General features: G+C 45.0%; 18 protein-coding genes. 3 read left to right on the top strand and 15 right to left on the bottom strand.

Translation table 11 applies throughout. From position 1 onward, the window contains the following. Nucleotides 1–53: 53 nt before the first annotated feature. Nucleotides 54–650, bottom strand: coding sequence for a sigma-E factor negative regulatory protein (locus FLM48_RS05395; RefSeq protein ID WP_179023958.1), 597 nt, complete (start codon nucleotides 648–650; stop codon nucleotides 54–56). Nucleotides 651–689: 39 nt separating this feature from the next. Next, the gene (gene rpoE, locus FLM48_RS05390; RefSeq protein WP_179023957.1) at nucleotides 690–1,268 is read right to left on the bottom strand and encodes an RNA polymerase sigma factor RpoE; all 579 of its coding nucleotides are present in this window, start codon (nucleotides 1,266–1,268) and stop codon (nucleotides 690–692) included. A gap of 413 nt (nucleotides 1,269–1,681) precedes the next feature. On the opposite strand from rpoE, the gene nadB reads away from it, so the two are divergent. Continuing rightward, nucleotides 1,682–3,289, top strand: a complete 1,608-nt coding sequence (nadB, locus tag FLM48_RS05385) for an L-aspartate oxidase (protein WP_179023956.1) — start codon at nucleotides 1,682–1,684, stop codon at nucleotides 3,287–3,289. A gap of 48 nt (nucleotides 3,290–3,337) precedes the next feature. On the opposite strand, the gene FLM48_RS05380 is transcribed toward nadB, so the two are convergent. From FLM48_RS05380 to rppH, 10 genes are all read right to left on the bottom strand, one after another. Further along, nucleotides 3,338–3,694, bottom strand: a complete 357-nt coding sequence (locus tag FLM48_RS05380) for a hypothetical protein (protein ID WP_179023955.1) — start codon at nucleotides 3,692–3,694, stop codon at nucleotides 3,338–3,340. A gap of 37 nt (nucleotides 3,695–3,731) precedes the next feature. Beyond that, the gene (locus FLM48_RS05375; protein WP_028773107.1) at nucleotides 3,732–3,971 is read right to left on the bottom strand and encodes a succinate dehydrogenase assembly factor 2; all 240 of its coding nucleotides are present in this window, start codon (nucleotides 3,969–3,971) and stop codon (nucleotides 3,732–3,734) included. A gap of 65 nt (nucleotides 3,972–4,036) precedes the next feature. After that, a complete protein-coding gene (nhaR, locus tag FLM48_RS05370) occupies nucleotides 4,037–4,945 on the bottom strand; it encodes a transcriptional activator NhaR (RefSeq protein WP_028773106.1) in 909 nt (302 codons plus the stop codon). An 11-nt stretch (nucleotides 4,946–4,956) separates the two neighbouring features. Further along, nucleotides 4,957–5,340, bottom strand: a complete 384-nt coding sequence (locus tag FLM48_RS05365; protein WP_037470949.1) for a hypothetical protein — start codon at nucleotides 5,338–5,340, stop codon at nucleotides 4,957–4,959. Next, nucleotides 5,337–6,512: a Na+/H+ antiporter NhaA gene (nhaA, locus tag FLM48_RS05360; protein ID WP_179023954.1), complete on the bottom strand. Its 1,176-nt coding sequence runs from the start codon at nucleotides 6,510–6,512 to the stop codon at nucleotides 5,337–5,339. The genes FLM48_RS05365 and nhaA (FLM48_RS05360) overlap by 4 nt, the downstream gene beginning before the upstream one ends. Before the next feature lie 563 nt (nucleotides 6,513–7,075). Then, nucleotides 7,076–8,257, bottom strand: coding sequence for a Na+/H+ antiporter NhaA (gene nhaA, locus FLM48_RS05355; protein ID WP_179023953.1), 1,182 nt, complete (start codon nucleotides 8,255–8,257; stop codon nucleotides 7,076–7,078). A 314-nt stretch (nucleotides 8,258–8,571) separates the two neighbouring features. Then, nucleotides 8,572–9,423, bottom strand: coding sequence for a thymidylate synthase (locus FLM48_RS05350; RefSeq protein ID WP_028773102.1), 852 nt, complete (start codon nucleotides 9,421–9,423; stop codon nucleotides 8,572–8,574). Between the two features lie 90 nt (nucleotides 9,424–9,513). Beyond that, nucleotides 9,514–10,317: a sulfite exporter TauE/SafE family protein gene (locus FLM48_RS05345; protein ID WP_179023952.1), complete on the bottom strand. Its 804-nt coding sequence runs from the start codon at nucleotides 10,315–10,317 to the stop codon at nucleotides 9,514–9,516. Nucleotides 10,318–10,389: 72 nt separating this feature from the next. Further along, nucleotides 10,390–12,627: a phosphoenolpyruvate--protein phosphotransferase gene (gene ptsP, locus FLM48_RS05340; RefSeq protein WP_179023951.1), complete on the bottom strand. Its 2,238-nt coding sequence runs from the start codon at nucleotides 12,625–12,627 to the stop codon at nucleotides 10,390–10,392. 28 nt (nucleotides 12,628–12,655) lie between these two features. Next, nucleotides 12,656–13,177: an RNA pyrophosphohydrolase gene (rppH, locus tag FLM48_RS05335; protein ID WP_028773099.1), complete on the bottom strand. Its 522-nt coding sequence runs from the start codon at nucleotides 13,175–13,177 to the stop codon at nucleotides 12,656–12,658. Nucleotides 13,178–13,867: 690 nt separating this feature from the next. Here rppH and mutH point away from each other — a divergent pair. Next, nucleotides 13,868–14,545, top strand: a complete 678-nt coding sequence (mutH, locus tag FLM48_RS05330; RefSeq protein WP_179023950.1) for a DNA mismatch repair endonuclease MutH — start codon at nucleotides 13,868–13,870, stop codon at nucleotides 14,543–14,545. A gap of 119 nt (nucleotides 14,546–14,664) precedes the next feature. Then, nucleotides 14,665–15,738: an adenylate/guanylate cyclase domain-containing protein gene (locus tag FLM48_RS05325; protein WP_179023949.1), complete on the top strand. Its 1,074-nt coding sequence runs from the start codon at nucleotides 14,665–14,667 to the stop codon at nucleotides 15,736–15,738. Between the two features lie 83 nt (nucleotides 15,739–15,821). Here FLM48_RS05325 and oxyR read toward each other — a convergent pair whose 3' ends face one another. The 3 genes from oxyR to FLM48_RS05310 form a co-directional block, all read right to left on the bottom strand. Then, nucleotides 15,822–16,727 (bottom strand): hydrogen peroxide-inducible genes transcriptional activator OxyR, encoded by a 906-nt coding sequence (gene oxyR, locus FLM48_RS05320; RefSeq protein WP_028773096.1) that lies wholly within the window; start codon nucleotides 16,725–16,727, stop codon nucleotides 15,822–15,824. Nucleotides 16,728–16,949: 222 nt separating this feature from the next. After that, nucleotides 16,950–17,315, bottom strand: coding sequence for an Hpt domain-containing protein (locus FLM48_RS05315; RefSeq protein WP_028773095.1), 366 nt, complete (start codon nucleotides 17,313–17,315; stop codon nucleotides 16,950–16,952). A 146-nt stretch (nucleotides 17,316–17,461) separates the two neighbouring features. Beyond that, nucleotides 17,462–18,412 carry a TIGR01212 family radical SAM protein gene (locus FLM48_RS05310; protein WP_179023948.1) on the bottom strand — a complete coding sequence of 317 codons (951 nt, stop codon included), beginning with the start codon at nucleotides 18,410–18,412 and terminating at the stop codon, nucleotides 17,462–17,464. Nucleotides 18,413–18,843 lie beyond the last annotated feature (431 nt).

Genomic DNA, 18,843 nt, shown 5'->3' with positions numbered 1-18,843 from the left:
TTTTTAGTCACTAAAAATGGTCTCATACAACAACGGAATTGGCAAACAGAAGACTACTGATTAACGGGAATGGCGATCATATCGCTAGGTTGTTCCAGTTTAGCGCCATTATTCAGTCTCTGTTGCAACATATGGTCTTGAATATAGGTATTGACGCGGTGACGCTGCTCACGCACTTGTTCGTTAGCGCGGTTTTGCTGCGTGGGTCCGGTTTGTAAACTCACAGGTGTTGCACTACCCACTAATGGACGAGTGTTTAATACAGGCAATGGTGATGCATCAACCTCTGGGGTTTGGTTATAGTTTTGCACGCCAACAACGGCAACCAAGGCCACACTGGCAGCAATAGCGTATTGACCAAACTGCTTAAACATTGGAATGACATTTGCCAATTTAGCTGCAGGCTTAGCCGCTTGCTGAGTCACTTTCGGCGCGACAATCGCAGGCTCTTGCTCAATGGCAGCGGCAATGTTGGCGGTCAAATCTAAATTGATCTGCTGAGGCAATTCACCGCGCATCGCATCACCAATCATATGGTAATCCTGCCACAGTTCATGTGAATCAGTATCTGCGGCTAATTCTGCCAATGTCTGCGCGTCAGTTTCACCATCGACGGCAGCAGATACCCACTCTTGACCTAACTTATCCATTTATCACCTATCTGTTTAAAGGGTCTAAAACCTAAAATTCTATCTTTCCAGCAGCGGCTGAAGTTTCTTGTCTATGGCTTCACGGGCACGAAATATTCGTGAACGTACAGTGCCCACTGGGCAGTCCATGACATTAGCAATTTCTTCGTAACTCATACCATCAAGTTCACGCAATGAAATGGCCATTTTCAATTCTTCTGGCAATGTGTCTAAAGTGTCAAAAACCACTTTCTGAATTTCATCTGACAGCATCATACGTTCAGGAGATGCAAACTCTTTCAACGCATCGCTACCATCATAATATTCGGCCTCTTCGGCATCGACATCATTCGCTGGTGCGCGTCGCCCTAGGGCAACCAGATGATTCTTCGCGGTGTTTACCGCGATTCGGTACAACCAAGTATAGAACGCACTTTCACCTCTGAAATTAGGTAATGCACGATAAGCTTTAATAAAGGCTTCTTGTGCCACATCAGCCACGTCTGCTTGATTTTTTACATATCGAGCGATGAGGTTGATGACCTTATGCTGGTACTTCTGCACCAATAGGTTAAAAGCGTTTTTGTCCCCTTGCTGTACTCGTTCAACTAACTGTTGATCACTAATTTGTCCACTCATCCGAGCCGACTACTCCTAAATCTAAAATGCTGATTTCTCAGTCGCTCGAATCATATTCACATATGTAGACTAGCCTACGTCGAAAAAGTTCTGAAATATTTGCAAAAGTAACAAAATTTTTTCTGTTGCCAATTGAGAACTGCCTGCTAATGCGCGACAAAACTGCAATTGGTCAATCTAACATCAAAGCTTAAGCTATTGTTTGACATTAAATTTAGTTAATTTTTACACACTAGTGCTGCGGTTAGGCTAATGGCCTATAGTTTAGCTAATAAAAAGCCAAATATTATTACTAGGATCAAAAAGCTGACAGTTAATCGCCATACTCATGAGAAAGATCAAAGTCGCTAGTACCCAATAATAGCGACATGGTTTACCATTACCAGTCATTGCACAACATACCATGATACCCGATGAAACAAGTAGTTGAACACCAATCTGATGTTTTAGTTATTGGCAGCGGAGCTGCAGGTCTCACTTTGGCTTTGCATTTGGCCGAGAAATCTAAAGTTATTTTGCTCTCAAAAGGCCCCCTAAGCGAAGGGTCGACCTACTATGCCCAAGGCGGCATTGCATCCGTGTTTGATGAAGGCGATACCATCGAGTCTCATGTTTCAGACACTTTAGTGGCTGGCGCAGACCTATGCGATGAAGAAGTGGTGACTTACACGGCAAAAAATGCCCGTGGCGCCATGGAGTGGTTAATTCGCTGTGGAGTGGCATTTGATAAAGAAGAAACAGATGGTGATGCCAGTAACGCGCCCTATCATTTAACTCGCGAAGGCGGCCATAGCCATCGCCGTATTCTGCATGCAGCAGATGCGACCGGTAAAGAAGTGCAGGTCACCTTAGAAGAGCAAGCCAAGCAGCATCCCAACATCACTGTGCTCGAGCGCTACAATGCGGTGGATCTTATCACCAGCCGTAAACTAAACCGCCCTGGTAATCGCGTCCTTGGGGCTTATGTATGGAACCGCAATCAAGAACAAGTCGAAACCATTAAGGCCCGCTTTGTTGCGCTGGCAACTGGCGGCTGTTCAAAAGTTTATCAATATACGTCCAACCCTGATATCGCCTCGGGCGATGGTATTGCGATGGCATGGCGTTCAGGCTGCCGTATCGCCAACATGGAATTTAATCAGTTTCACCCAACATGCTTATACCACGCTGATGCTCGTAACTTTTTGCTTACCGAAGCCTTGCGTGGCGAAGGCGCCTACTTGCGCCGCCCTGATGGCAGCCGCTTTATGCCAGAATTCGACGAACGTGCCGAGCTGGCGCCACGGGATATTGTCGCCCGCGCTATCGACTTTGAAATGAAACGTCTTGGTGCAGACTGCGTTTACTTAGATATTACCCATAAGCCAGCAGATTTCGTTATTAAGCATTTCCCAACTATCTATAAGCGCTGTCTATCTTTGGGCATTGATATCACTAAAAACCCCATTCCAGTGGTTCCTGCAGCCCACTATACTTGTGGCGGCGTGATGACCGACCTCCACGGGCAAACCGACTTAAATGGCCTGTATGCCATTGGTGAAGTGGCCTACACCGGATTACACGGAGCAAACCGTTTAGCCAGTAACTCGCTACTTGAGTGTTTAGTATTTGCCAGAGCGGCTGCTGAAGATATTGAAAGCCAGCTGAAGAAAATTCCCTTTCCTGGCGACCTGCCCGCTTGGGATGAAAGTAAGGTTTCTAACTCAGATGAAGAAGTCGTCATTGCCCACAACTGGCATGAGCTACGTCTATTTATGTGGGATTACGTTGGCATTGTTCGTTCTGATAAACGCTTAGAGCGAGCACTGAGACGCTGCCAATTGCTGCAAGGTGAGATCCAAGAGTATTACAGCAACTTCCATGTCAGTAACAACTTACTCGAGTTGCGTAACTTGGTACAAGTGGCCGAGTTGATTATTCGCTGCGCCATGGAACGTAAAGAAAGCCGCGGCTTGCATTACAATATTGATCATCCGCAGCGGTTGGCCAACCCGACGCCGACGATTCTCATTCCAGACTAGCAGTCTACCGCGATGCTCAGCACGCTGCTAAGCCGTTAATCTCGTCGTTTAACCCACGCTAGATTGACGGCTTTTTAATAATATGCGACACATAGTACGATATTGCCCATCATCACACATATCACGCCAGACAATAATCAAATTTGCACCAACGTAGAAAGCAGACAAATAACTGCCAACAACTAGATTTTTCACCGGTAGGGATTGCCCATTGCCATGCCAAGTTAGCTGACCCGCTTCATCAAGCCAAAAACGTAGCTGCCATTGATGTAGTCGCAGAAACTGATAGCCAAAAAAGCCGATCCACAAAGCGATGCTCAAGTATTTAAGTGCCAGTATTAAAGGCGGGATTTGGCTAGGCCAAGCGAGGAAGCTACAGCCACACACTGCTGCGAGAACAGCCAACGAGAGCCGTTGGCTGAAGCTAGATTTAAGGCTAAAGTTATGGCGCTGGACGACCACGGACTTGAACTATCATTTTAGCCAGAGCCGCATCAGTGCATTGCTCATGCCCCATAAACCAGGCAAATAACTCCGGGTCTTCACACTCAAGCAGGCGCACAAAAGTGGCTTTATCACTATCGGTTAAGCTTTCATACTGTGTTTCAACAAAGGGCTGAAACAACACATCTAACTCTAACATACCGCGACGACAGGCCCATTTAACACGAGCAATATTCATTGGTTCTGACACAGTAAGACTCCATATAATCAGTTGCTGCTAGTGTATCAGTTACTTAGTGGCATTTATAGCCGCTGTACTTGCGCATCTTTACCAGCAAATAGGTCGTCAAAATCAGTGGCAAGCAAGCGTTTAACTGCGGGATGTTGGATCATGCGCTCGGCAAACATCACATGGTATACCTCTTTGACATCGGTGGTTTCACCAAGTAGATGCATGCCATGAGATAAAATATCTTGCTTATACACAGACGGTGCAACAAATATGCCCTGCTTGAAATAGCCAAAGGCTTTCATCATCGCCGCGTCATCAAATTCACCGAGAATATTGATATTGAGGCCATTCTCATCAAACCAGTGGTGTAATTGCTGCCCCAATGAGGTTCGCTTACCTGGGATGAGTAATTTGCCTTGCTCTAAACATTCAGGAAACGGCTTGTCATAAGTTTCCGCAGAGAAAAAGGCAATGCCGCATTCACCCAGTTTCTTAGACATGATCTCAGGATACTTTAATGATTCACCGGCACAATCTGACAAAATCATATCGAGTTTGTGTTCGCGCAACCGCTCAATCAAGCTTTCGTGGGTGGCTTCAAAACACGCTAAGTGCATCGAGCCATCACTGGGCACAACCGAAAGTAGAACTCGGCTAGCAAGCGCTTTAGACAGGGCGTCGGCAATCCCAACTTCAAACAGAATGTTTTCATCTTTTTGGTAGTTGAGCAGATCAAGCATTTCGTAGCTAAGACTAAACATCTTGTCGGCGTAACGAAACACAATCTCACCGAGATCGGTTGGCTCTAAAGAGCGGCCAACCCGCTTAAAAAGGCTGCCTTTAAGACGATTCTCGAGCACACGTATCTGACCGGTAACCGTTTGCGGAGTTAAACATAACGCCTCGGCCGCTTTTGCTACCGAGCCTTTTTTATGGACCATCCAAAAATAGTAAAGATGGTTATAGTTCAGATGGGACATGCTACCTGTATTTACTTTAAACGTTGACAGTCCATTAGACTGTACATGGCATTGTTCAGGTCGTCGACCGTTTTTACTGCCCCCGACCCAAACGCTTCAGCTAATCCCGTCACTAATACCTCACGATCGGGGATTCGGCTTTGGCAGTATGTTCGGTTGGCCTCTTCAAAGCGCTTGCCACCACGGTACTTTAGCGCCCGTGACTCATAACTATCGCTTTGAAGACGTACACCTGTTGCATCAGACTTATACATCAGCGCACCATCAACCACCCCCTCTAGATAGTGATGACATACCTCACTATCTAGGTTCTGGTTACATGCCGTAAGCTGAGATGCATTCACTGATGAGCTCAGGGCAGCGCCAACCATTAACACTGCCAAGGCTAGCTTCATGCTTTAGTTTCCTTAGCAGGGAAGACTTTTGCTAACCAGAAGTAACCAATCAGTGCCGATGCAATTGAACCGGTTAAGATACCCAATCTAGCTACATCGCCATACATGTCACCGTCACCAATGAATGCTAGAGACGAGATAAACATCGACATAGTGAAACCAATACCACACATCACTGATACCGGAGCAACATGTCGCCAACCTAGCCCTTCAGGTAACACGGCCAACTTAGCTTTGACTGCAATCCAGCTAAATAGTAATACCCCGAGTGGTTTACCCAGTAGCAAGCCCAATGCAATACCCACTGGCACTGGCGATAATAAGTCACCAAAGCTCATTGGACTTAAATCAACCCCGGCGTTAGCAAACGCAAAGATAGGCAGGATAATGAAAGTACTCCATGGGTGTAAGCTATGCTCTAAACTCTCAGATGGCGAACTGCCATCTTTTGCACGCAATGGAATACAGAATGCGATAATCACACCCGCTAACGTGGCGTGTACACCGGATTTCAGCACGGCAATCCACAGAATCAAACCGACAACACCGTAAGGGCCTAATGCGGTTACCCCTTTACGATTTAAGCCAATAAGTCCTGCAATCGCCACGGCGGCAACAATCAGACTGATAGTTGACAGGTCGCTGCTATAGAACAGCGCAATAATGACAACAACCCCTAAGTCATCAATGATAGCCAATGCTAACAAGAAGACTTTTAATGCCACAGGTACACGGCTACCTAACAGCGCCATAATACCGAGCGCGAAGGCAATATCAGTGGCAGCAGGAATCGCCCAACCTACCTGAGTAATCGGGTCTGAGTAGTTGAAAATTAGATAAACTGCGGCAGGGAAAACCATACCACCAATCGCCGCAAACGTAGGCAATGATGCTTGGGCACGGCTCGACAATGCGCCTTCTAGCAGTTCACGCTTAACTTCAAGGCCAATGAGCATGAAGAACAATGCCATTAAGCCATCATTGATCCAGTGGATCAGGGTTTTATCTATATCTAAGGTACCGACACGGATTTGCATCTCGGTGTCTAAAAATCCTTGGTACATGCCTGATAGTGGCGAGTTTGCCATCAGCATCGCTAAGATGACAGCTGCCATTAGCAAGATGCCACCAGCCGACTCTTGGCTTAAAAAGTTCCTAATAGCCCGTTCCATTATTTTACGCTCCGAAAAATCTCAATGGATTGAGTGTAGCGGAATGCTTTCAAACTGAATAATCGAAAGCTTCAGCACCAAACATCGAAAAAACCGATGTATCGAGTGTAAACTCAGGCTGGGTAGTTATCAACAAAGATTTTCGCTATCTGAATAGATCACGCATTAGATCAAGGATTGAGAGCAAGATCACACTACGGCATGGCTAGCACAGTGCAAACTTATGCACTTTTTGCGAAAAATCGCTGATTAATTGCACAAAACAAGATTGGTGCTCAACTCAGTATTTTCGACCAATCAGCATATTATGCTGATAAAACGCGCTAACTAGCAGATATTACACTCACCGACTGCGCGCTGCGATGTCTCAATCAATCCAGCATAAAAACACTAAGCAATCGACTTACTTGAGCGCCGCAATTACGCTCTGGCTTCGCAACCATTTCTATTTTGGCTTGGGTGTTTGGCATAGATACAAAAAAGCTTCGATAACCTAGATTATCGAAGCTTTATACGTCAGCTTTTACTGCAACTGACTCAGGTTAACTGGCGCTGCTTTATGGTTAACCTACAGCAGGTGACTTTTGCACTGGGAACAACTTAGCTAACCAGAAGTAACCGATCAACGCAGATGCAATTGAGCCCATTAAGATCCCCAATCGAGATACGTCACCATAAATCAAGCCATCGCCTACAAAGGCTAACGATGAGATGAACATCGACATAGTGAAGCCGATACCACACATGATAGATACAGGTGCAATATGACGCCAGCCAATGCCATCAGGCAATACCGCAAGCTTAAGTTTAACGGCAGCCCAGCTAAACAGTAGTACCCCTAACGGCTTACCGATCAACAAGCCTAGCGCAATCCCTACAGGCACTGGCGATAGGATGTCACTGAAGCTCATCGGGCTAAAGTCAACGCCAGCGTTGGCAAACGCAAATATTGGCAGAATAATAAATGTGCTCCATGGATGCAGGCTATGCTCTAAGCTTTCAGAAGGCGAGCTGCCATCTTTTGCACGTAGTGGAATACAGAACGCGATAATCACGCCGGCTAGTGTTGCATGAACACCAGATTTAAGCACTGCGACCCACAAAATTAATCCAAGCACACCATAAGGACCTAACGCGGTTACCCCTTTGCGGTTCAAACCGATAAGGCCTGCAATCGCAACAGCGGCTACTGCTAAGCTTAAAGTTGACAGGTCACTGCTGTAGAACAAGGCAATGATAAGGACCACAGCAAGATCATCGATAATAGCAAGGGCCAATAAGAATATTTTCAGCGCTACCGGTACTCGGCTGCCAAGTAATGCCATCACACCCAGAGCAAAAGCAATGTCGGTGGCTGCTGGAATCGCCCACCCTACCTGTGCTAATGGATCGGCATAGTTAAATATCAAATAGATGGCCGCAGGGAATATTACGCCACCAATCGCTGCAAAAGTCGGCAATGATGCCTGTGCGCGACTAGACAATGCGCCTTCTAGCAGTTCACGCTTCACCTCAAGACCAATCAACATAAAAAACAATGCCATTAAGCCATCATTAATCCAGTAGATCATCGGCTTGTCGATATCTAACGCGCCGACTCTTACCTGTACTCCTGTATCTAAGAAACCTAAATACATTCCAGACAAGGGTGAGTTGGCCACAATCATCGCCAACACTACAGCCCCCATAAGCAGGATCCCACCCGCTGATTCTTGGCTTAGAAAATTCCTAATCGCCTTTTCCATTGTCACACTCCCAATTCACATTAATGCCGCGCAGTCTATAGCAATAGATAAACTCCGAAAAATCGAACATTCAAGCCATATAACTCGATAAAACCGAGTTAACAAAGTAAAATTCAATCTGGTTAATGACTTACTGATGAATGATTTGAGTGCTTAGATAGATAGCAAGATGAAAAAATGTGAGCAAGATCAAAGCTCATCGGCAGATGAGCTTTGATCGAGGCTGAATTTGGCCGTTGCGACTTAGACCTTAGTGACTAGCGACTCAGTGATACCGCTACGCTGCGTCGGTCAAAAGATTGATAGACGAGCTATTAAACTGAGAATGGATACTTAATCGCATCATGATGTTGATAACCTGTCACCTCAAAATCATCCATCGTCACCCAAGTTTCTAGGTCTTCAAGTGATTTAATATCGGGATTTATGACTAACTTAGGCGAGTCAAAAGGCTCTCGGGTTAATTGCACATCGCGCATTAACTCAAGTTGATCTTCATAGATATGCGCATTAACGATTTTATGATACGCCGTACCAGCCTTATGACCAGTGATCTGCGCAATTAGTGCTAGCAAGGTAAATACTTGCACCTGATTGAAATTAAGCCCTAGCGGGACATCGCAGGAGCGCTGGAAACTATTGAGATATAAAGTATCACCAAGTAAGGAAAAGTTATGGGTATGCATACATGGGCGTAAACAGCCCATATGAAACTCACCGGGATTATAAAAACTTAAGATCTCGCCACGATCATCAATTCCTCGCGACAAGTTATCTACAATTTTACGTAGTTGATCTATGCTGCCGCCATCTGGTTTGCTCCACGCACGGCCCTGAACACCATAAACTCGCCCCATATCATCCACACCTTTACGGTGGGGGTTATTTAGCCATGATTCATTATCATTGGCATTGGCGTCCCAGGTCTTAGCGCCCAATTTGCGAAAATCAGCCGCATTATCGTAACCACGGATATACCCGAGCATCTCGGCGATGGCACCTTTCCAAAAACTTTTACGGGTAGTGATTAGCGGAAACTCATTGTTATCGACACGATAGACTAAGTCGGCATTAATTACAGTTAAGCAGCGTTTCTTGGTGCGCTCATTTTCCTGCCAAACCCCTTCTGTGATAATCCGGTTACACAGGTCTAAATATTGTTTCATGCCAATTTTCCTACAATACAGTTGCCATGTTGTCAGTACCTAAACGGCAGAACAACAATTAATCATTTTTATCATATCGCGAGTTTAACACTAAGCGAGTACTAGCTTCACGCCAGTAATTATCAATAGTACTGCGAATGCTTTTTTCAAATAAGTGGTCGGCCAATGACTCGCCGCTTTCGCCCCTACTGGCGCCATCAACATCGACGTTGACACTATGCCGAGTAAAGCGGGCAAATACACATAGCCAAGTGTCCATGGTGGAAGATCATCCACCTGCCAGCCGGCGACGACATAACTTAAACTGCCAAACAAGGCGATGAGAAAACCCGTCGCTGCCGAAAACCCTATCGATTGGCGCATCTGCAGTCCGCACCATGTTAAAAACGGGACCAACAAAATGCCGCCACCGATGCCCATTAAAGCTGCAATAATAGCGATAGCGGCAGCAACCACAAACAGTATTACGTTCGCTGGCATAGGCTTGTTGTTGCTCGTTGGTTTAAACGGAAACACCATTTGAATCGCCATCAAGATAACAAATAGTGCAAATGCTTGTCTTAACAGATCTGAGCTAATCTGCTGGGCAATAAACCCAGCTGAAACGGCACCAAGCGCAAAGCCCGGCAACATGACTTTAAACAAATGCCATGGAATATTACCGCGGCGGTGATGGGCTCGGGCGGAAGAGATAGAAGTTAAAATAATTGCTGCCAGTGAGGTCGCAATTGCCACATGGGTAAGATGTGCGCCGTCAACGCCTACGCTTGGCAATAAATATAGCAGAAACGGTACAGCGATAATGCCGCCACCAATGCCCAATAACCCCGCCATAAAACCGATAAAGGCGCCTAAAGCTAAGCAGGAGATAACTAGATAAACAAGGGCATCCACGGCGGTCTAACTCGTATTGGGGTTCACTAAGATGGCCATAGCTTAAAGCAATTGGCCACTAATACCAACGCATCAACTCACTAAAAAAGAATCTAATCCTTTATCAGCAAAATATTGCGTCACTAGCTGTTTAACTTGGCCACCATTACTTAAACTCAAAGCAATGCTGAGTAGCTCAGTTAAATCAGTGGTAGAGACTCGGCGCAGCAAATAGTTAATCTTCGCTAAGCTACCTTGGTTCATACTCAATTGATCGTAGCCCATGGCCACCAGCAATATGACCCCAATGGGCTCCCCCGCGAGTTCCCCACACACACTGATAGGTAAATCATAGGTGTGACAATCTTGCCGCGCCCGTTGCAGTGCTCGCAATATGCCCGGGTGATAACAGTCATACAAGGTACTCACCCGCGGGTTATTACGGTCGACCGCCAATAAATATTGAGTTAAATCGTTGGAGCCTACTGACACATAATCAACTTTAGCTGCCACTTGAGCTAGTTGATAAAGTAGCGCTGGCACCTCAAGCATAATGCCAACTTTCGGCCGCTGAATATCTAAGCCTAAGTCAAGCCGCAACTCTTGATAGGCTTGCTCTAGATAAGCTAATGCCTGATCTATCTCATCAAGGCTACTGACCATAGGGAGCAGTATGTGTAGTTGGTCGCTCGACTGCGATGCCTGTAACATCGCCCGTAACTGCACTAAGAAAAGCTCAGGATGGTCAAGGGATAATCGGATACCGCGCCAGCCTAAAAAGGGGTTCTCTTCAGAAATAGGGAAGTAAGGTAGTGGTTTATCGCCACCCACATCTAAGGTACGCATCACCACAGGTCGGCTTTCAGCGGCTTGTAATACTTGACGATAAACATCAACTTGCTCCGCCTCACTGGGGAAGCGCGATTGCAGCATAAACGGAATTTCGGTGCGATATAAACCAATACCGTCAGCGCCCTCAGCAATCTCCGACGACAGTGAGCTTAACAACCCTGCATTGAGGTACAAATGAATACGTTTACCATCGCAGGTCTGTGCTGGTAAGGGTAACTCTTTAGCAAACTCATCGGCTAGAGCTCGCTGAGCTGAAATCAGACTACGGTACTCACCCACCATGGTCTCAGTCGGAGACACCAGTAGCTGACCACGATCGGCATTGACAATAACTTGTTTGCCATCAAGGCCGACGTTCAATACGCCTTCAACGCCAATTACTGCAGGCACCCCCATTGCGCGTGCCAAGATTGCCGCATGGGAATTTACCCCACCGGTTTCGGTCACAATGCCGACTAATTTATGCCGAGGAAATTCAGCTAACATGGTTGCAGTGGCTTCTTTGGTTACCAATACTACCGGTACATCGAGCTGCAAATTTATCCGTTGCGGTTCAATCAGCTCGCGTAATACACGCTGGCCGAGCTCGCGGATATCACTGGCGCGCTCTTTAAGGTAAGCGTCATCCATCTGCATGAACTGATTTATATACTTTAATGAGACTTGGCTAACTGCCGAGACCGCCGTCCAGCCTTGCAGCACCTCTTGGCGATACTCTCCCCCCAAACTACTGTCTTCGAGCAGCAACAATAAGGCAGAGAATATCGACTGAACTTCCACCTCCTGTTCCCGATCGAAGCGTTGCGATATCGAGCTAATGGTTTCTTTACAGCTTTTTAGAGCTTTTGCCAGTAACGCCAACTCACCATCTGTATCTTCACTACGCTTAGAGGGTTGAACAATGTCAATTTCACCACCTAGCACCAAGGCATGGCCAATAACCACACCACTGGCAGCTTTGGTGCCGTGATACAACATCTGTGCTTGAGTTTGACTGACGACTTTCTTTTTTCGCTGAGCCCTTACCGCCATTGCTAATTGCGCGGCTAAGGTCATTAAGAAGGCTTCTTCTGACTCACTAAATTGGCGTTGCTGGATTTGCTGGACCACCAACACACCCAAGATCTGTTTCTGATGAATAATCGGCACCGCAAGAAAAGAGCAGTAGGACTCTTCACTGGCTTCTTCAAAAATTTTGAAACGCGGATGCTGATGGGCGTCAGCTAGATTGATTGGTTCTTCTCGCTGGGCAACTAATCCTACTAGGCCTTGAGTGAGGGGCATTTTAACTTTGCCGACAGCCTGCGGTGCAAGACCATCGGTTGCCGACAATACTAGCTGTTGTTCTTCGAGCAGATAGAGTGAACAACACTGAGTTTGCATGGCTTTTTTGGTTTGCGACACCAATAAGGAAAGCGCGGTAGCAAAATCATCAGCTGCGGCCACGGCCATAGTGATATCTCTCAGTATCGTTAACACCTGTCACTCCCTTAATCTTTGTGTCAAATTACCTGCGACGGCCGCGCTTGCGTCCTCCATGTGACTCTTTGTTTTGCAGTGCCAAAGTTACTGGCGCAAACTCTTTCATTACCTTACGGTATACATCGCGTTTAAACGACACAACTTGCCGCACAGGATACCAATAACTGACCCAACGCCAATCATCAAATTCTGGATGACCGCACGCATTTAAGTCAACGGCACTTTCATCACTCTTTAATTGTAATAAAAACCACTTTTGTTTTTGCCCAATACAAAGGGGTTTACTGTCTTGCCGAATTAATCTTTTGGGCAATCTATAACGCAACCAGGAACGAGTAGAAGTTAACACCTTAACATGCTCAGGCTTCAATCCTACCTCTTCATACAACTCCCGAAACATGGCTTGTTCAGGTGATTCACCGTCATCTACGCCACCTTGTGGAAACTGCCAGGAATGCTGACCAAATCTTCTAGCCCACATAACCTGCCCAAAGCGATTACAGATAATGATGCCTACATTTGCACGAAAGCCGTCACTATCAATCACATGGACTCCAATATGAAATTTTTTATATACATCGATTGTTTCACAAAGCGGGATCGGAGGCAATTCCCTCTTACCAGATAATCGTTGGATAAAAAACACCTTTATTTATATTTATACACAACACAAGGGCTGATTAAGCAATGATATCCACAAAATCTGTGGATATCTCTGTTTGAAACTTTGTTAAACCTCAATTAAGACGATTAATTAATCTAAAAAAGATCTAGCTGCCACGACACAAACAAACCATAAAGCACTGTATTAAAACAATTTAAAATTAAAACCTTGTTAACATCTACCTCGAACCTGTTAGATCGAACAAAAATCAACCAAGATAAACTTGTTCATCAGAAATAATAAAAACCCCAAATGTTATTCACACCTCAAGCTATATATTGGACGTTTTTTTATTCTCAGCGGTAATTTATTGCGTTGACAAACACTTTGGGTCGTGGTTATCAGTACAAAAATGATAGTTATCCAATAAAACTGTGGATAACTATGTTGGCAAAGCTGGGGAAATCGGCGAGTAAGTCGATCAAATTGCCATACACTTAAACACAGATGAGGATTAAGCAATTTAAAAACAGAGAGTTAAGCAATAGAGGTTCAGTGAATAACTCGTCCATTTATCACTGTTCAATTTTTACTCTCGTTGGCTAATACAGTAAAAATCGCTATGATTCGGCTATGAAAACCAAACCCCAACCCCCAAAAGATCTACACGAGCTGATGCAGCGCGCCACAGATATGGCCGGATTGTCTTTAGGTCAAATTAGTCAGCTGCATGGCATCACGGTGCCTGAGAACCTGAAAAGAGACAAAGGCTGGGTGGGCCAATTAATCGAACACGAGCTTGGTGCTGTTGCTGGCTCCAAACCCGAACAAGATTTTCTGCATTTAGGTGTTGAGCTAAAAACCATTCCGATTGATCGCAATGGCAAGCCCATTGAGACAACCTATGTGACAGTTGCGCCTTTGGTCGATATTCAAGGTTTGCGCTGGCAAGATAGCTTAGTGTTTCACAAGCTACAGCGGGTGTTATGGATTCCCATCGAAGGTGAACGCAGTATTGCCGTAGGCGATCGCCGCATAGGCATGCCAATTTTATGGACGCCATCTGCTGAGGAGTTTGCCCAGATTAAACAGGACTGGGAAGAGATCATGGAACTGATAGCAATGGGGCAAGTTGAGCACATCACAGCCAGGCACGGTGAAGTACTGCAACTGCGTCCTAAAGGTGCCAATAGCCAGTCTGTTACCGCCAGTATTGCCAGCGACGGCCAGACTAAGCTCACTAACCCAAGGGGCTTTTATTTGAAGATTCCTTTTACGCAAAACATCCTTGCGCGTCATTTTGGTCATTAAGCGCAAAAGATCCGCCGATCATTTGACCAAGATCACAAATACTACTGGTAATCATAGGGGTATATTCTATAAACTAGCGCATCCTGAAATTTTTGCAGTATTAGGTTGAAATTCCTGTCGTGAGAGCGCGTATACAAGTCAAAAAGCTAATATTTGCGATTTTTGCTTGGACAATTGCCATGGTGGCTTTTGTCTTCTTCCGCTATGCTCAAGCGCCCGAACTTCCACAGTGGGCTGTGGGTAGTGCCGATCTGGCAACGCTGGCTATCTATATGGGGATTATTTTTGGCAGCCTGCATTGGATGTCGAACCTGATTGCCGACTTCAGCGCCATTAACCGTTTACCCTATCTGTTCTCTGTTATTTTTAAAGGGCTATTTTTACTCTTAGGTGCAACGACCTTAGCCTACATCACCCAATTCCTTAATATGTGGGCGATTGAAAATCACATGACAACATTGCGGCAAATGCTCACCGCACATGTGCTCTACAGTCCTTCATTTCAAGCGCTTATCATCTATTTAGTCGTGGTTCGTGTCGGTTTAGCTTTTATTGAACAAATGGCACTATTGGTTGGCCCGCGGGTCCTGTTTAATATCGGCCTGGGTAAATATCACAAACCCCGATATGAGCAACGTTTATTCTTGTATTTAGACATGGTCGCTTCAACCACTCACGCTGAATCTTTAGGTGATTACCGTTTTAGCCGACTCATTCAAGACTGCTTTAGTCTGCTATCGGATACGGTGGTCAACAATGAAGCCGAGATCTATCGCTATATGGGCGATGCAGTTTTAATCCATTGGCCGTTAGATGAAGGGATTGTCAAAGACAGAAGCTTTAATATTTACTATGAATTCAGTCAGCAGCTCAATTGGCAACGCCAGTATTTTGAAGAACAATACGGCTTTGTGCCTAAGTTCAAAGCTGCGGCACATTGTGGCCAAGTGGTTGCGGCAGTGGTCGGTGTACAAAAGCAAGAAATTAGCTTCTTTAGTGACGTACTCAACACCCTAGCCCGCCTGCAGGATCAATGTAATCCGCTTGGACAACGTATGTTGATTTCAGGATCACTAGAGTCGCGTCTCGACAATACCAACAGTCAATATAAGTTGGAAAGTCTTGGGCCAATGAAGCTCAAAGGCAAACAACATTCTATTGAAGTATTTGGCGTTAAGCCCAAAGAAAACTAACACACGCAACGCCATACTCAGCCAAGGCGTTTATGCTCATTTAGTCCGCTAAAAATAGCGGCGTAGATACGCCGCTTGTCTGATTAGTCCCGCGCCAACAATGACTGGATATCTAATCCCAACGTTCTGAAAGTCAAAATTCGGCTCGACGTTTGACGCCATACCAGCCCAATATCACGATAAGGTGCTTCACCGGGTGGGTGTTTCGCCACTAAGTCAGTGTCAGTTAAAATGCCTGCATCGATGGCCATTTGTGGCAAGAAGGTCGTCCCTAATTTGCTGTTTACCATCTGCACTAAGGTGTGCAAACTGGTTGCAGCAAACGGATTGATTTTCTCACTGTCACCAAGGCTACAAGCACTAATGGCATGGCCGGTAATACAATGCTCAGCCTGTAATAAGAAAATGCTTTCATCTGGCAGTGCGTGATAATCTAATGGCTCGTGAATATCATCAGACATCTCTTCATGCACCACGAGCTTAAATGGGTCGATACCCACCTTCATACTATGGTAACCCGCAGTATCAACAGGCAACGCTAATAGCAGCAGATCTAACTCACCTTTGCCTAATGCATCGAGCAAGCGCTCAGTGGTATCTTCTTTTAATAGCAAGGTTAAATCCGGATAAGCTTGGTGACAATGCTTAACAACGCGGCTTAACAAAAACGGCGCAATCGTAGGGATGCACCCTAAACGAATGTCGCCTGTCATTGGCTCACCTTGATGCTTGACCAGTTCAACGAGGTCGTCAACATCAGTGAGTAACTTGCGTGCCCGCTGCACCACTTCCTCACCAATAGCGGTGAAAATAAACGATTTATGGTCGCGTTCAATTAACTGATGGCCAAGCTGCTCTTCTAAGTTTTGAATACCACTTGATAGCGTCGACTGACTAACAAAACAGACTTTAGCCGCTCTATTGAAGTTTTGCTCGTGGTGAAGATTGACCAGATAAAATAGATTTTTCAAACTCGGTAAATGTTTCATAAAATCGATTACCAGCCTCAAGGTTTATTTGTAAATTCTATCCAACTGTAACACAGCTTGATCAATTGCATCATATACCTAATGTTGGTTTTGTGACTACTATCGGAGTTGTTACCACTCGCTCAGCGAAGTTGAGCGCTAAACTATGTCTCAGTCAATTTTGGGTAAAAAAAAACCTTCACATTGACAATGCGAAGGTTTTCTTATCTCTAGCGCGAGTATTTACGCTTTAGATTCCAAATACTGTTTTAGCTCAGCTAAATCAGCATTAGCGTGGTCAACAATCTCTTGTAGCCATTCGCTATGCTTTTCTGCCCAGTTTGCTTCTTCGCCATGTTGAAGTAACTGTGCGAACTGCTGAATTCGTTTTAAACCGACAGAACCTGCAGCGCCTTTAAACTTATGTGCTTCTGAACATAAGGTATCTTTGTCTTGCGCTTCTTTAGCATTAACTAGATTACCTACATATTCTGGCATTAGCTGCTCGAATAAAACGACACTTTTTAGCAAAGTGCCAGCGCCAATCGCACTGCAATATTGCTCTAAGGTGTTAAGATCTAGAATTGATTCTAACTCAGCTGTTGCCATATCAAGGCACCTCTCGAAATAATACTGTCTGTATAAAAAACTATTTACCACATCATACCCGCAATAATTGCATGTGCAACTAAATGCAGCGATTGGCGATAAATTCACTAAAAATTTAACTTCTTATTAACTAAAATTTAATTAAATTATTGATTTGCAACCATCCGTACACTTTTCGAACAACAATCAGATTGCAGGTAGTGACCCTGTCCGCCGTGCTTTTCAAGGTCGTCAACAATCGCCACTAATCCATCCCATCGAAACCCACACCAATCCGGTGCCAACAGAACCGGTTTTTTGGCATAGGCTGTAACTCGATGAAAAATGACTTCTTTTGGTGTGTGTCTAATCAGCTCACCCACACTAGCGGCATAATCATCTTTGCTTAATAGCGTTAACTTATCGGCGCGCCATGCCTTAGCTAAGGTACTGCCCTCAACAATATGCAACGGATGAATTTTAAGACCATCCACGCCGTGCGCTAACACCAGCTCTAAGGTATTGAGGTAGTCACTGTGGGTTTCGCCTGGCAACCCAAGGATCATATGAGTGCAGACTTTCAGCCCAGCAGCGCGTGCACGGGTCACGGTATCTTTATACTCAGCAAAACCATGACCGCGGTTAATCCGTTTCAATGTTGCTTCGTTGGCGGTTTGCAAACCCAGTTCAAGCCAGACTTCTAAGCCCTTGGCTTGGTAACCTGCCAATAATTCAATCACCTCATCGGGAACACAATCAGGCCGAGTGCCAACAAATAAACCGATAATGTCAGGATCTTGAATCGCTTCATCATACTTAGCTTTAAGTACCCGATATTCATCATAAGTACTGGTATACGCTTGGAAATAGGCAAAATACTTGCTCGACTTACCCTGAAGCCTCGCCCTACCCTCTGCAAGTTGCTCCACAATCGATTTTTCTGTGCCATGTTCGTGACTAAAAGAGGCCACATTACAAAAGGTGCAACCACCTTTACCCAGCGAACCATCTCGATTTGGGCAAGTAAACTTAGCGTCTATGGTCAATTTGCGCAGGCGTTCGCCATGCTTATGCTTACATATCGCGCCAAAGGTATTGACGAAACTATCCAGCCCCACCGCTATTCCTCAATGATGTATAAGATAGCGATCCTACTCCAATATGAGTAGAAAAACTTAGCGGTATATCAAAGATCTTTACATTAGCATTTAACTATCAACACCTTGTCTGAGTGACCTAACTCACTAAATTGGCAAACTTGAATAGTTAGTCACATAAAACACTTGTATCAAAACCACTGTGCGTGCAATAAAAATCATTTTTTTGAAATAAAAAACAATAGGTCAGTTTGTTACAATTTGGTAAACAAAGCATCCGGCAGTTTTCAAAATTCTTTTTATTCATAAGGTTATACACATTAATTTTCAGTTAACGTTAACGTAAAGCAGCTATAACAAGCGTATGAATTGCACATTTCTAGTCATGTTTTATGCATTTAATATGTTTGACCTTTGCTACATGAAAAGTTAATTTGGGTGGTTCGGGTGCA

Source organism: Shewanella sp. Scap07, from assembly GCF_013394145.1.
Classification (GTDB): domain Bacteria; phylum Pseudomonadota; class Gammaproteobacteria; order Enterobacterales; family Shewanellaceae; genus Shewanella; species Shewanella waksmanii.
This window is presented reverse-complemented; position numbering and strand designations above follow the sequence as displayed.

Coding starts and splice junctions, on each gene's coding strand:
- FLM48_RS05395 (WP_179023958.1), bottom strand. CDS start 650: ATGGATAAGTTAGGTCAAGAGTGGGTATCTGCTGCCGTCGATGGTGAA.
- rpoE (WP_179023957.1), bottom strand. CDS start 1,268: ATGAGTGGACAAATTAGTGATCAACAGTTAGTTGAACGAGTACAGCAA.
- nadB (WP_179023956.1), top strand. CDS start 1,682: ATGAAACAAGTAGTTGAACACCAATCTGATGTTTTAGTTATTGGCAGC.
- FLM48_RS05375 (WP_028773107.1), bottom strand. CDS start 3,971: ATGAATATTGCTCGTGTTAAATGGGCCTGTCGTCGCGGTATGTTAGAG.
- nhaR (WP_028773106.1), bottom strand. CDS start 4,945: ATGTCCCATCTGAACTATAACCATCTTTACTATTTTTGGATGGTCCAT.
- FLM48_RS05365 (WP_037470949.1), bottom strand. CDS start 5,340: ATGAAGCTAGCCTTGGCAGTGTTAATGGTTGGCGCTGCCCTGAGCTCA.
- nhaA (WP_179023954.1), bottom strand. CDS start 6,512: ATGGAACGGGCTATTAGGAACTTTTTAAGCCAAGAGTCGGCTGGTGGC.
- nhaA (WP_179023953.1), bottom strand. CDS start 8,257: ATGGAAAAGGCGATTAGGAATTTTCTAAGCCAAGAATCAGCGGGTGGG.
- FLM48_RS05350 (WP_028773102.1), bottom strand. CDS start 9,423: ATGAAACAATATTTAGACCTGTGTAACCGGATTATCACAGAAGGGGTT.
- mutH (WP_179023950.1), top strand. CDS start 13,868: ATGAAAACCAAACCCCAACCCCCAAAAGATCTACACGAGCTGATGCAG.
- oxyR (WP_028773096.1), bottom strand. CDS start 16,727: ATGAAACATTTACCGAGTTTGAAAAATCTATTTTATCTGGTCAATCTT.
- FLM48_RS05315 (WP_028773095.1), bottom strand. CDS start 17,315: ATGGCAACAGCTGAGTTAGAATCAATTCTAGATCTTAACACCTTAGAG.